This window comes from Aquiflexum gelatinilyticum (assembly GCF_024741135.1).
Classification (GTDB): domain Bacteria; phylum Bacteroidota; class Bacteroidia; order Cytophagales; family Cyclobacteriaceae; genus Cognataquiflexum; species Cognataquiflexum gelatinilyticum.
The window spans coordinates 71,347-85,609 of the sequence record NZ_JANSUY010000005.1; the positions used below are offsets into that span (position 1 = coordinate 71,347).

The 14,263-nt window shown below is 40.0% G+C and carries 13 protein-coding genes and 1 riboswitch; of the genes, 10 read left to right on the plus strand and 3 right to left on the minus strand.

The window, feature by feature from the left end; genetic code table 11:
- Nucleotides 1–18: 18 nt before the first annotated feature.
- The 10 genes from pth (at nucleotide 19) to NU887_RS09620 (ending at nucleotide 11,716) form a co-directional block, all read left to right on the plus strand.
- Nucleotides 19–579 carry an aminoacyl-tRNA hydrolase gene (gene pth / locus NU887_RS09575; RefSeq protein WP_258423140.1) on the plus strand — a complete coding sequence of 187 codons (561 nt, stop codon included), beginning with the start codon at nucleotides 19–21 and terminating at the stop codon, nucleotides 577–579.
- Nucleotides 580–873: 294 nt separating this feature from the next.
- A riboswitch (SAM riboswitch) is annotated at nucleotides 874–981 on the plus strand.
- 259 nt (nucleotides 982–1,240) lie between these two features.
- Nucleotides 1,241–2,410 (plus strand): trans-sulfuration enzyme family protein, encoded by a 1,170-nt coding sequence (locus NU887_RS09580; RefSeq protein WP_258423141.1) that lies wholly within the window; start codon nucleotides 1,241–1,243, stop codon nucleotides 2,408–2,410.
- 56 nt (nucleotides 2,411–2,466) lie between these two features.
- Nucleotides 2,467–3,714 carry a serpin family protein gene (locus NU887_RS09585; protein WP_258423142.1) on the plus strand — a complete coding sequence of 416 codons (1,248 nt, stop codon included), beginning with the start codon at nucleotides 2,467–2,469 and terminating at the stop codon, nucleotides 3,712–3,714.
- A gap of 142 nt (nucleotides 3,715–3,856) precedes the next feature.
- Nucleotides 3,857–4,411: a YdeI/OmpD-associated family protein gene (locus NU887_RS09590; protein WP_258423143.1), complete on the plus strand. Its 555-nt coding sequence runs from the start codon at nucleotides 3,857–3,859 to the stop codon at nucleotides 4,409–4,411.
- Nucleotides 4,412–4,415: 4 nt separating this feature from the next.
- A complete protein-coding gene (locus NU887_RS09595; protein WP_258423144.1) occupies nucleotides 4,416–4,841 on the plus strand; it encodes a DUF1801 domain-containing protein in 426 nt (141 codons plus the stop codon).
- A gap of 99 nt (nucleotides 4,842–4,940) precedes the next feature.
- Nucleotides 4,941–5,354 carry a hypothetical protein gene (locus NU887_RS09600; protein ID WP_258423145.1) on the plus strand — a complete coding sequence of 138 codons (414 nt, stop codon included), beginning with the start codon at nucleotides 4,941–4,943 and terminating at the stop codon, nucleotides 5,352–5,354.
- 77 nt (nucleotides 5,355–5,431) lie between these two features.
- Nucleotides 5,432–6,928, plus strand: coding sequence for an efflux RND transporter periplasmic adaptor subunit (locus tag NU887_RS09605; RefSeq protein ID WP_258423146.1), 1,497 nt, complete (start codon nucleotides 5,432–5,434; stop codon nucleotides 6,926–6,928).
- 67 nt (nucleotides 6,929–6,995) lie between these two features.
- Complete coding sequence (locus tag NU887_RS09610) at nucleotides 6,996–10,085, plus strand: efflux RND transporter permease subunit (protein ID WP_258423147.1); 3,090 nt, start codon at nucleotides 6,996–6,998, stop codon at nucleotides 10,083–10,085.
- On the plus strand, nucleotides 10,082–11,263 hold the full coding sequence (locus NU887_RS09615) for a TolC family protein (RefSeq protein WP_258423148.1): 1,182 nt from the start codon (nucleotides 10,082–10,084) through the stop codon (nucleotides 11,261–11,263). The genes NU887_RS09610 and NU887_RS09615 overlap by 4 nt, the downstream gene beginning before the upstream one ends.
- A 57-nt stretch (nucleotides 11,264–11,320) precedes the next feature.
- Complete coding sequence (locus tag NU887_RS09620) at nucleotides 11,321–11,716, plus strand: hypothetical protein (protein WP_258423149.1); 396 nt, start codon at nucleotides 11,321–11,323, stop codon at nucleotides 11,714–11,716.
- A gap of 20 nt (nucleotides 11,717–11,736) precedes the next feature.
- Here NU887_RS09620 and NU887_RS09625 read toward each other — a convergent pair whose 3' ends face one another.
- From NU887_RS09625 to NU887_RS09635, 3 genes are read right to left on the minus strand one after another with little or no spacing between them, the layout of a single operon-like run.
- The gene (locus NU887_RS09625; protein WP_258423150.1) at nucleotides 11,737–13,194 is read right to left on the minus strand and encodes a sulfatase family protein; all 1,458 of its coding nucleotides are present in this window, start codon (nucleotides 13,192–13,194) and stop codon (nucleotides 11,737–11,739) included.
- A 21-nt stretch (nucleotides 13,195–13,215) separates the two neighbouring features.
- A complete protein-coding gene (locus tag NU887_RS09630) occupies nucleotides 13,216–13,767 on the minus strand; it encodes an NADPH-dependent FMN reductase (RefSeq protein WP_258423151.1) in 552 nt (183 codons plus the stop codon).
- Between the two features lie 52 nt (nucleotides 13,768–13,819).
- A complete protein-coding gene (locus NU887_RS09635) occupies nucleotides 13,820–14,263 on the minus strand; it encodes a DUF1572 family protein (protein WP_258423152.1) in 444 nt (147 codons plus the stop codon).

The following is a 14,263-nucleotide window of genomic DNA, read 5'->3' on the forward strand; positions in this document are numbered from 1 at the left end:
CATTTGAAATTTGAATTGATGAAATATTTGATTGTTGGACTTGGAAATATCGGTCCTGAATATGAACTGACCCGACACAATGTTGGATTTTTGACGGTAGACAGATTAGCAGACAAGCAAGGCGTTACTTGGAAAAGTGACCGGCTTGCATTCAGCACCAATTTCAAATACAAAAGCAGACAGATTTATTTGATCAAACCTACCACCTACATGAACCTCAGCGGTAGGGCTGTGAATTATTGGATGAAAGAATTGGGTATTCCCAAAGAGAACATCATGGTCATCGTGGATGATGTCGCATTGCCTTTTGGTAAATTGAGAATGAGGGGAAAAGGATCTTCAGCCGGTCACAATGGATTGAAAAACATCGAAGAACTTACAGGTGGTCAAGAATATCCCAGATTGAGATTTGGTATTGGAGATGATTTTCCCAAGGGAAGGCAAATAGAATATGTTCTCGGCAGATGGACTCAAAAAGAAATCGATGAACTTCCGATTTTTATGGATAAAGCCATAGATATGGTGCTGAGCTTCTGCACGGTCGGAATCAATATGACGATGACACAATTTAATGATTAAATGAAGATTTGAGATTTGAGATTTGAGATATGAGATGTGAGACATGAGACACAAACCCCAAATCCTAACCGAATCCAATATCCATTAATAACCAATATCTATAAATATCCATTTTTACCCTATTCACAATTTATTTCAACCTTATTTCTATCATGTTTCTATAGTATTTCAACCTTATTTCCAGCGTATTTCAACCTTATTTCAATACTATTTGCCTTCAATGAAAAAGTATTATGGAATAATCTTTTGAAATCAACTTTTTCGAAACTTAATTTGTGAACACTTCAGGCAACTGATTTATAAAGAAGAGGCAAGAGAACAGGCTCGCTGACCCTCTGGCAACCACCCCGACACTTCGGGAAAGGTGCCAATACCTGCCCGAACTAAAGGGAACTATAAATTAGACATTATGCGATTTTATTTTCATTTATTGGGTGTTTTCAAGTTTGATAAGTACGATGTACGAAGTACGATGTACGAAGTACGAAGTACGAAGAATGATGAAGCGCATATTTCTAATTTTTCAACTATCTTAAATAATCTGTTTCCTTGCCATAAATTTATATTGGCACTGATTTTTTTATTCTACCAAATTCCAATCACGCATTTCCTTATTTCAATACACTTCTAACCTATTAACCAATAGCTAAATACCATTTCTATGTCCCGTTTTGAAACAGATGCCATCCGCATCAATGCAAGCAAATCAATCCAAAGAGAGCATTCCTCGCCGATTTACCTGACTTCAAGTTTTACTTTTGATTCAGCGGAGGAAGCAAGGCAGATGTTTGCAGAAGAAATTGAAGGAAATATTTATTCAAGGTATTCGAATCCCAATTCCTCTGATCTGATCCAAAAAGTATGTGCAGCAGAAGGAACAGAATCCGGAATTGCGACCTCGTCCGGTATGGCGGCCATGTTTGGAAGTATTGCATCCCTTTTGCAGCAAGGAGACCATATATTGGCTTCTCGCTCACTTTTCGGTTCTACTCATCAGTTGCTTACACGCATATTTCCAAAATGGGGAATCACTTCCACTTACGGAGATATTTCGGATTTTCAACATTGGGACAAACTCATCCAACCCAACACCAAGATGCTGTTCATCGAGACACCATCCAATCCGGGATTAGAAATCATTGATCTGGAGTGGGCAGGAAAATTTGCGGCTGCGCACAACCTGATCTTGGTGGTGGACAATTGCTTTGCCACACCTTACCTGCAGCAACCTGCAAAATGGGGAGCGCACATCGTCACACATTCCGCCACCAAATACATTGATGGACAGGGCAGGGTTTTGGGAGGATTGATCTTGGGCAAAAAAGAACTGATCAAAGAAGTGGAATTTTTCACAAGACAAACAGGCCCATCGATCTCCCCTTTCAATGCCTGGATTTTGTCAAAAAGCATGGAAACATTGGCTGTCAGAATGGACAGGCATTGTGAAAATGCTTTGAAAGTGGCCTCTTATTTTGAGGGGAATACAGAAATTGACTTTGTCAAATATCCTTTCCTTCCCTCCCATCCACAATATGAACTTGCCAAAAAACAAATGAAACAAGGAGGAGGCATCATTACCATGACCTTGAAAGGAGGATTGGCAAGGTCACAAAAATTCATAGATTCCCTTGAGATGGTATCCATCACCCCAAACCTCGGAGACAGCCGCAGCATCATCACCCATCCTGCATCTACCACGCATAGCAAACTCTCGGTGGAGGAAAGGGCTAAAGTCGGGATATCGGACGGATTGGTAAGACTTTCAGTCGGTTTGGAACATTATGAAGATATTATTCAGGATGTAGAAAGGGCATTGGAGAAATCTAAGTAATTTTCTTTGTAGCGTTTTGCCACTATTCTCCGTTTAGTCAATCAAATGCTCAAACTATGAAAAAACTTCTCCTTCCCCTCTTTTCATTTGGTGCACTATTCTTTGCCTGTGTGCCTTCCGAAGAAATAAAACCAGTAGAAGCAAATTTGAGAACATTGGCCACATATGAGAAAGAACTGGCCAATTCAAGTACAAAATTCGCGCTGGATCTTTTTGCGCAGTTGAATGACCCTGAAGAAGTCAATCAGTTTTATAGTCCTTATAGCATTCATCAGGCGCTGTCGATGACTATGAACGGAAATGAGGGTGAAGTTCTCCAGGAATTTGTAGATCTTCTGAGGTATGAAGGAATGAGTTTGGATGATACCAACCGTGGCTCCAAAGAATTGACCGAATTTTTGCTCCAAGTTGATCCGAAAGTTAAATTGGCCATTGCCAATGCCATTTGGTACAAGCAGGAGTATCAAGTACAAGTGCCTTTCAAAAATTCCGCTAGGGAATACTATAATGCTGAAATCGCCGGACTTGACATGCTCAATCCCAATTCAGTCAACATCATCAACAACTGGATTGCTCAAAAGACAAACGACCTGATAAAGGATATGCTGGATGAAATCCCCTCCGATGCCGTCATGTATTTGGTCAATGCCATTTATTACAAAGCTGATTGGAAGTATCAATTTGTAGCTTCCAAAACCAAGAAGGAAAATTTTTATCCTATTCCTGGGAATCCTGTTCAGGTAGATATGATGGACTTGGATAAACCTTCCGCATTTAGAAGTTATTTTGGAGATGGATACCACTACTTTGAAATACCCTATTCCACAGGCCAATATTCCATGGGAATTCTGTACAATCCGCAAGGAGATCTTGATCAGGTAAGCCAATATTTGAATTTGAGTAACATTGAATTGTGGAGAAAAAACGCATCAGAGCAAAACTTCATTCTTAAAATGCCCAAATTCAAGATGAAGTACAAAATGGCAAACATGAAAAATGACCTCATTCAAATGGGTTTGGTCAGGCCTTTCTATTTCCATCCCGATAACTTCACCAAATTGTTTTCTAATCCCACTGATGATCTGAAAATCTCCAGAGTCATTCATGATGCAATGATTGAAGTAGATGAAAAAGGCAGCGAGGCGGCAGCAGCTACCATTGTGGAAGTCATAGAAAAAACTTCAGCCGGACCTTCCTTACCTTCAGTAGTTACTTTGGACAAACCTTTCATTTTCTTTATTCAGGAAAAACACAGTGGTGCGATTCTATTTATGGGAAAACTGGGTGATCCTTCAAAACTTTGATATTATGTAAGTTATGACCAATAGGCATAAAAGGCCGACTTTTATGCCTTTAGTGCTATTTCATTATTTTTTGTCCAAGCCTAAGGCTGGTATTTTATCTGAATCAGAATTAAATTAGATTCTGATTCAAATCCTTCCCAAAATGATCAAAAACCCAAAGGAAATATTGGAAAAACTGAAATCCGTTATTTCACAAACGGAACTTGTGAGAACTGTCAAATGGGGAATTGATGTCTATACCTATCAGGGTCAAAATGTTTTGGGCATCGCGGCATTCAAATCCTATGTCGGGATTTGGTTTTACGATGGGGTTTCTTTGTCAGATCCATTGCAGGTTTTGGTCAATGCACAGGAGGGTAAAACCAAGTCACAAAGACAATGGAGATTCCATGATATAGAAGAACTCAATCCTGAATTAATCGTCGCCTATATCAATGAAGCTATTGAAAATGCGAAAAAAGGACCCAAACCTGAAGCCCAAAAATCTAAAGAAATAGAAATCTCCACCATACTCAGTGAAGCATTGTGTTCGAATGAGGAACTCAATTTCTGTTTTGAAAAACTCAGCCCCTACAAGCAAAAAGAATACTCGGCTTATATTCTGGAAGCCAAAAGGGAAGCAACACAATTGACGAGACTTGAAAAAATCAAACCATTGATAATTCAGGGAATCGGCCTTAACGACAAATACAAATAAAACCATGGCAAAGAACAAAACACAGGAAACTGAAGGCTCCGTGGCGGATTTTATCAATGCGATAGAAGACGAACAAAAAAGAAAAGACAGCTTTGAACTGATCCGGATTTTCAGGGAAGCCTCCGGTTTTGATCCAAAGATGTGGGGCTCCAGTATTATTGGCTTTGGGTCATACCACTACAAATATGACAGCGGCCGGGAGGATGATGCGCCTTTAACAGGATTTTCACCAAGAAAAGCTGCTATTTCCCTTTACTTTTCCTGCGATGTAGAAGGTCAACACGGTTCTCTACTTGCCCAATTAGGTAAATTCAAAAACGGTAAATCCTGTGTGTATATCAACAAGCTTTCAGATGTGAAGGAAGAAATCATCAAGGCTTTGGCCAAAGAATCCATCCATTTTATCCAGGAAAAATATCCTATTAAGTGACTTTGGTCATAAAGTGGTTTATTTAGAGTCTTTATATTTAGAGCAGAAAATCAGGAAATTGTTGAGATTCCTTTCGCCCGTTACATATATTTGAGTTAAATGATAAAAAGGTACTTCTCCTTATTTTTTCTTGCCCTCTCTACATTGATGATGTTGGGACACAGCATTATTCCTCATCAACATCACGGAAGTCTAGATAAATCTCACCACAATCACCATTCAGACAAAGTCGAAATAATAGGATTAAATACAGCAGATCATCATAGCATTTTGGATAATGTCTTTTCATTTGTTCCTCACGGACAAAAAGGAGTGGAATGTATCTCTTGTCCAAATATGGACGAGACCTTCAACAAACAATATTTTGATTTTAACGCCATAATTCCAGTCCAAATTCAATTTAATTATCGGATAACCGACATTCAACAATTCTTTTTTGACTATCCTGATGCTTTACTCATTACAAGGTATTTCCCACCGGTGGGATTGAGGGCACCGCCTTTTTTCTCCTGATTTTTCTCTGACATCAAATCCACTCAGATTTGATGAATTACCCTTATTTCCTAATTCAAAACTTTAATTGCAATTCCATGAAAAAGGTTTTTACCCTTTTGGCTTGGTTACTGATTATAGCTTTCAGCTGTAATCAACCACATGACCACAGCCACGATGAAGAGGAGGCTATCCCTCCTGTAGCGTTTACTTCTTATTCAGATAAAACTGAACTTTTTGTTGATTTTCCTTATCTGATTGCAGGCAAGCCAACAACATTGATGGTTCACCTTACCCGACTTGGAGAGAAATTCCAACCCATCCAAAATGGAAAAATTACGGTAAACCTCAATATTGAAGGAAAAACAAATTCAATCAAAACTGAAAGTCAATCGAATCCCGGAATCTATGAGGTGGAGATAATCCCTGAAATCGCTGGTACTGGAAAACTTATTTTTGATATCCAAAGCGCTGAAGTTTCAGAGAAATTTGTTTTTGAAGATATTGAAGTATTCAGTGACTTGGTAGCTGTAGTCAGAAACCAGAAAGAAGCAACAGCCGCAAATGAAATCTCTTATTTGAAGCCTCAGGCCTGGAATATTGATTTTGCAAATGAACCAGTCCGCAAGACCAACTTCAGGGAAATCCTCAAATCGAGCGGTCAAGTCCTTGCCGCACCCGGTGATGAAACTGTAATCACAGCCAATTCAAGCGGAGCTATACTTTTTGCCAGCAATAAAACCATCATCGGCTCAACCCTGAATGTTGGAGATCACTTATTCACCATTTCGGGAGGAAACCTGGCGCAGCAAAACCCAGAAGTTTATTATAAAGAAACCAAAGCCAAATACGAATTAGCAAAAGTTGAATTTGAAAGGGCCGAGATATTGGTCAAAGACAAGATTATTTCGCAAAAAGATTACCTTCAATCCAAGCTTGAATTTGAAAACATGCAGGCTAGCTTTCAAGCTGTATCCAAAAATTATTCAGCCTCCGGCCAAAAGGTAACTTCGAATTCAACAGGTTTTCTTAAAAACCTATTGGTGTCCGAAGGGCAATATGTCGAACCAGGTACTCCATTGGCAATCATCAGCAAAAACAAGAAAGCGCTGCTACAGGCTAATGTTTCCCAAAAATACTTCCAAAAGTTAGCCTTAATTAGTGCAGCAAATTTCAAAATTGTAAGCGATGAGTCGGTTTTCAATACAGAGGAAATGAACGGAAAAGTCATCTCCTACGGAAAAAGCACCTCTGAAAACGCCTCATACATTCCCATCACTTTTGAGATAGACAATATTGGAAACATTATTCCAGGTTCAGTAGCTGAGGTCTTTCTAAAATCCAACACAATTCCGGATGCTTTGGTTATTCCTATTTCGGCTCTGATGGAAGAGCAGGGCAATTTTTTTGTGTTTGTACAAACAGGTGGAGAAACTTTTGAAAAGAGGGAAATAAAATTGGGTGGGAATGACGGGAGGCACGTACAGGTACATTCAGGGCTGAAAGAGGGAGAAAGGGTAGTCACCAAGGGCGCCTATGCTATCAAGTTAGCAAGTGCATCCGGTGCTATTCCTGAACATGGACACTCACATTAACCTTGGAAATCACTGTAGATAATAAAATATAATTTGCTGTTTTTCAGTATGATAAAAAAATAAAAGAATGCTCAACAGAATCTTAAAATTCTCATTGAACAACCGCCTTTTGGTTATTGTGGGCTTTGGACTTTTGTCACTTTTTGGGACATACATCGCTTTCAATATGGAAGTGGATGTATTTCCTGACCTGACAGCCCCTACAGTGGTGGTTTTGACTGAAGCACATGGAATGGCTCCTGAAGAAGTCGAGCGGCTAGTCACTTTTCCCATAGAAACTTCAGTCAATGGGGCAAGCAATGTCAGGCGTGTCCGCAGTGCTTCCTCTGGTGGGTTTTCAGTCGTTTGGGTGGAATTTGAATGGAACACAGATATTTATCTTGCAAGGCAGGTAGTCAATGAAAAACTGGCTACAATCGCAGATAAACTTCCTGTGGGTGTTGGGACCCCTACCATGGCCCCACAATCTTCCATAATGGGAGAAATTATGTTTGTCGCTTTAACAGCCGACAGCACTTCTATGATGGAACTGAGGACAATGGCAGATTGGATAATTAGACCACGGCTTTTGGCCACAGGAGGGGTAGCACAGGTTATCGTCTATGGCGGAGACTTCAAACAATACCAAATCCAGGCCAATCCCCAAAGGATGAATTTCCATCAAGTTTCACTTTCAGAACTCATAAAAGCTGCCAAAGAATCCAACGGCAACTCTTCAGGTGGGTTTTTAAATGAATATGGAAATGAATACATCATCAAAGGAATCGGCCGGACAAATGATATAAACGAAATCGGAAGATCCGTCATCAAAAAATCAAAAGGACAAGTCATCCGAATTGAAGACATCGCAGAGATCAAAATCGGAGCTGCGCCAAAAATCGGAGATGCCTCAAGCAATGGAAAGCCTTCGATTGTTTTGGCAGTTTCCAAACAACCAAACGTCAATACCTTGGTTTTGACAAACAAGATCGACGAGGCAGTCATTGATTTACAAAAATCACTTCCCGAAGACATCAATTTTAACACCAAGGCTTTCAGGCAGGCCGATTTCATCAATGCCTCCATCAGCAATATTCAAAGAACCCTGATGGAGGGAAGTGCCTTTGTAGTGATCATTCTTTTTTTGTTTTTGATGAATTGGCGGGCAACAGTGATTTCCCTTTTGGCAATTCCGATATCTTTATTGGTCGCGATCCTGACACTGAAATGGCTTGGATTTACGATAAATACCATGAGTTTGGGAGGAATGGCGATCGCAATCGGTGATTTGGTTGACGATGCCATCATCGATGTAGAGAACGTTTTGAAAAGGCTGAAGGAAAATGCCAAAAAACCTCTCAAGGAAAGGATAAATCAGCTTGAAGTGATTTTCAATGCTTCTTTTGAAATCCGTCAGTCAATCATCAATGCGACTTTCATCATCATTGTGGCTTTTCTCCCTTTGTTTTTTCTTTCAGGAATGGAAGGAAAACTTTTGGCTCCTTTGGGCATTGCCTTTATTGTGGCTCTTTTTGCTTCTTTGATCATTGCTATCACTCTGACGCCTGTCCTGTGCAGTTACATGCTGACAAATGAAGCTAGACTCGAAAAACAGGAAAAAGAAAGTTGGCTTGTGACAAGGCTTCAAAATTATTATGTCTCCTTCTTGGAATTTGCGATGAAGTGGAAAAAAGCTTTCATCGGTTCCGCGTTGGCGATGTTGGTGGTAGCGGTTTTGGCATTTACACAATTGGGGAGAAGCTTTTTGCCTGAATTCAATGAGGGAGCTTTGACTATTGCGGCTGTATCTCTCCCGGGACTTTCTCTTGAAGAAAGCAATAAAATCGGTAAAAGAGTTGAGGAAGCTTTGTTGACTGTTCCTGAGGTCATCTCGACCACAAGAAGGACAGGCCGGTCTGAACTTGATGAACATGCACAGGGAGTCAATTCCTCTGAAATCGAAGTTCCTTTTGAACTTGGAGAAAGAACAAGAGCGGAGTTTTTGGCGGATGTGAGAGAAAAGCTTTCCGTAGTCAAAGAAGCCAATATTTCCATTGGTCAACCGATTTCGCATAGGATTGACCATATGCTTTCGGGCACAAGAGCAAACATTGCCATCAAAATATTCGGCTCGGATCTCAACAGGATGAATTCCCTAGGCAATCAGATCAAGAATGAAATACAGGATATCGAAGGATTGGTGGACCTCAGCGTGGAACCCCAAATCGAAATACCCCAAATCCAGATCAAAGCTAAAAGAGAACTCCTGAGCCATTACGGGATTACCATCGGGCAGTTCAATGAATATGTGGATGCGGGATTATCGGGTGAAAAAGTGTCTGATATATATGAGGAAAACCGCTCTTTTGACCTTATTGTGAGGTTTGACCCACAAAATAGAGAAAAAATGGAAGACATTCTCAATACTCAGATTGACACCCATTCTGGAGAAAAAATCCCGCTTCATTATGTCGCTGAAGTCATTTCCACCAGTGGGCCAAATACCATCAATAGGGAAAATGTCCAAAGGAAAACCGTTGTATCTGCAAACGTGGCCGGCAGAGACCAAAAATCAGTTGTCGATGAAGTACGTCAAAGGATAAGTGATAACATCAATTTGCCGGAAGGATATCATGTCGAACTTGGGGGTCAGTTTGAAGCGGAGGAAGAGGCTTCTTCTACCTTATTGATAGCGTCGCTTTTTTCCATTTTGGTCATATTTCTGATCCTTTTTCAGGAATTCAAAAACGGAAAAATAGCTGCTATCATCCTCATCAACCTTCCCTTGGCGCTGATAGGTGGCATTTTGAGCATTTATTTTACAAATGGAATTCTAAGTATTCCCGCCATCATCGGGTTCATCACTTTGTTTGGTATTGCTACCCGAAATGGGATTTTGCTTGTATCTCACTACGAAACTTTGAGAGAAGAAGGAATGGACCTTTACCAGACAGTCATCCAAGGTTCCAAAGACAGATTGAGTCCTATTTTGATGACGGCCATCACTGCAGGTCTTGCATTGATACCATTGGCGCTTGCAAGCGACCTCCCGGGAAATGAAATCCAAAGCCCGATGGCAAAGGTCATTTTGGGCGGTTTGACAACTTCAACGCTTTTGAACCTTATCATCGTGCCGATGGTGTACTATTTATCCAATTCAAAACCTGAGATAAAATGAAAAAATTGATTTATTCATTCCTGCTGACATCCGTACTTTCCTTTCAGGCATTTGCCCAAGTGAGCATAGAAAATATCTTGTTGGAAATTGAAAAGAACAACAAAACCCTGCAGGCAAATGCCCAAAATACAGAGGCCCAAAAACTGGCCTTTAAGTCAAGCAATCCACTCTATAATCCCAATATGGAATACGATTTCATGTATGGCTTTCCCTTGAATGCCGGGAATCAGACGGACTTTTTGGTCAATCAGGCTTTTGATTTTCCTACTTCATACAGTAAAAGAAAACAACTAGCAGAAGGAAGGATTTCACAATCCGACCTTCAATACAATGCAGGCAGGCAAGAAGTGCTTTTAGAAGCACAGCAAACTTGTCTTGAACTTGTTTATAGAAATAAACTCCAGATTCAGCTTCAGGAAAGAAAAGCGTATACTGAAGGTTTGTTGGAAAGCTTTGAAAAAAAACTGAATACAGGTGAAGGCAATATTCTTGATGTCAATAAGGCCAAACTCCAACTCATTGAAATCAATAAAGACTACCAGCTCAATCTTTCACAGATCAACCAGCTTACCCAAAAATTAACCGGCTTAAATGGAGGAAATGACATCATTTTCCTGTCCACCCAATATCCAACAATCGATTCCATTGGGGATTTTGAGGAACTTTATGCAGAAATTCAATCCAAAGATCCTACTCTGAAGTTCATCGAAATGGATATTTCTTCAGCTCAAAAACAGGTAGAACTTTCCAAAGCGATGGCACTGCCAAAACTCGAAGCGGGATATCGGCACCAAGCTATTCTGGGCCAGCGCTTCAATGGCTTCCACCTTGGAACTTCCATTCCACTTTGGGAAAATAAATATAAAGTGAGACAAAGTGAAGCTGAACTTTCAACTTCGAGTCTTAAAGTTCTCCAATATCAAAATGACAAATACGCGTCCTCAAGGCAACTTTTTGAAAAATATGAGAAGCTTTCCCTCACTTTAAATGAATACAAAACAGTTCTTTCGGCTCTCAATAGCAAAGAATACCTGGACAAAGCTTTGGCTGTGGGACATATTTCAACCATCGAATATTTTTTGGAAAGCAATTACTATTACATGGCATACAACAATTACCTTCAAACAGAATTTGAATACTATGCCACCATTGCGGAAATCTTAAAATTCAGATTATGAAATTGATGCTCAATTACCTGATTATTTGAGACCATATCCTAGTGAAATTAATCGCCAATGAAAAAATTTCTTACTCCAAACTTCGCCGCAAATGGAATCCTGCTGATTACCTCAGCTACATTGGTGTTCCATTTTTTAATTCTCTTTGGAATAATTCCTTTTGAGAATACCTGGGGTGGAAGGTTGGAAAATAGAGAGCAGATGATTGTTTTTGAATCAATTTCCATTTTGATTACCATTTTGGTAATCATTGCGGTAGCGATTAGGATTGGATATTTGAATTGGGATGTCAAGCACAAATTACTTAGCGTATTTTTTTATATTCTCTCACTTGTTTTTGGACTCAATACTTTGGGGAATATTTTCGCAGACAATGACTTTGAAAAATTCTTTGCAACCCCGTTGACCTTGATTTTGGCTATTTTTTGCTGGAGGCTCGCAAAAGAAAAATAAACTTTCCTGAAATCTTGGATTCAATTGACATTACCTGGTTCCCTGGTATTTTTGCCTTGTCGGTTTTGTAGCGCATCCCCCATATCTTCCCTTGCTTTTTCGGCCAACACTTTCATTTTGGTTACGACTTCAGGATTTTGGGCAACCACATTCTTGGATTCTGAAGGATCACTTGGAATATGGTAAAGTTCCATTTCTTTCATCTCGATCATGTAATAATCAATCGGATTACCATCATTTCTAAAAGCTTGACCCGGAGAAATGCTTCTGTATTTGTGGGGGAAATAGAGTTTCCAATCTCCCATGACTACAGCCTGAAGTTCATTTCTGTTATAGTAAATAAAATAAGCCTCTTGCTGTGAGGTCGTATTTGCATTGGTAAGCATGGGGAAAATGCTTTTTCCATCAATAGGTAACATGGGTAAATCCGCTCCGGTAATCCGGGCTATGGTCGGTAAGATATCAATACTCATAGCGGGATTTTTCTGTACCAAACCGGCCGGAATCTGCCCTTTCCACTTCATGATGGCAGGAACTTTAACACCACCGTCCCAAGAAGTTCCCTTCCCTTCTTTGAGCGGACCTGCCGAACCGGAATGTCCCGAATAGGAAAGCCAAGGACCATTGTCTGAAAGAAAGATGACTAAGGTGGTTTCCTCCAATCCATTAACCTTCAGTGCTCTCAAGACTTCACCTACTGACCAGTCAATCTCCATCACCACATCACCATAAAGCCCTTTTTGAGATTTTCCCTTGAACTTATCAGACACAAAAAGCGGTACATGCGGCATCGGATGCGCCAGGTAAAGGAAAAAAGGATTCTCCTTATTTCGGCCAATAAAGTCAACAGCTTTCTCAGTAAACGTAGTCGTCAACATACTTTGGTCTGAAAAAAGCGTATCCACTACTTTGTTATTTTGGTACAAAGGAAGCGGAGGATAGTAATTTTTTGACTGTGGATGATTGGGCCACATGTCATTCGAATAGGGAATTCCATAATATTCATCAAAGCCCTGACTGGTAGGCAAAAACTCAGAATGATGTCCCAAATGCCACTTCCCAAACATCCCTGTCTGATATCCCAAAGGTTTCAACATCTCGGCGATGGTGGTTTCCTCAGGATTCAAACCATGCTTTGCCATATGGTCTAAAGCCCCATGTATGCCAATCCGATTGGAATATGTCCCAGTCAACAATGCTGCTCTTGAGGCTGAGCAAACTGCCTGAGCCACGTAAAAATTGGTAAACTTCACCCCTTCTTTGGCCATTTGATCAAGATTTGATGTGGCAATATCAGGAGAGCCATATGTTCCCAAGTCACCATAACCCAAGTCATCGATGAAGATCAAAACCACATTGGGTTTTTTTTCATCTGTTTTTGGATCCAAATCAGCACCCGATAATATGGTCGGAAAACCAATCTTGAGGATAAAAACTATGGTTAAAATCAGCCTTTGAATTGAAATGATGTTATTCATAAATTTCCCTAAGACCGTGAACTATTTGCCTAATCTTTCCACCAACCAAAAATAATCTTCAAGAAACCTTTCTATTGGTTTCTCAAATGAGCCATCCAACAGCACTCCGTTCTCATCAAACTTTTTATCCATCTGTGGAGTGACCAACAATGTCGGGGAAACAATCCCAAATAGTGCAACCGACAATTGGACAAGCTGCTGTGCTGCACGCATCCCTCCCATCAGTCCTGTTGATCCTGTGACAATGCCAAAGGCTTTTTGCCTGAAAATAGGTTTGGAAAAATGGTCAAGAAAATTTTTCATCACAGAAGAATAACCCCCATTGTATTCCGGTGAAACGATTATAAATCCATCTGCCTCATCCATTTTTGTAAACAAATCCAAATATTCAGCAGGGACATCATCCTTTGATTGCCAGACTTTTTGGATAGGTAGCATGAATGATTCTTTCATGTCGATCAAGTCGATTTGGAGATTTTCTTCCTTTTCCAACTTTTTAAATAGGTTTACGGCAATTCTATTGGAAATAGAACCATTCCTTGGACTCCCAGAAATAATTACAATCTTTTTCATCAAAAATACTTTAAAACACTGAAAATAAATTACTTATGAACCCATTACTTAATCAATTGTCCAATAACCTTCTGTGGTAATTGACCTGACCCAAGTGGTAATTCAAATGACCTTGTAAGTGCATCATGAAATATTCGTAGGTCATAGGTTTACCAAAAACTTCAAGTGGATAGTTGGAAGAAAAGTTGTTTTCCCCAAAACCTGACATTGTTTCATTGATGACCTCGATAGTCTCCAAAACCTGCACAATTAATTGGGCTCTCGGAATATTTCTCAAGGAAAATTCCGCCTCTCTGTTTCTGATATATCCGGTATTTCCCATCACAGCACCAATAAAATGATTGAGATTACCGACTAGGTGAAGCGCCAAGGTCCCTGCGGAATTGGTGATAATCCCTGATACCTCCCATATATTTTTCTCATCCTTGTAGGCCTCCAATTCGGATATGAGTTTCTTCAAATCCCTTTCAAACAATTGAATTAATACATCTTTCAT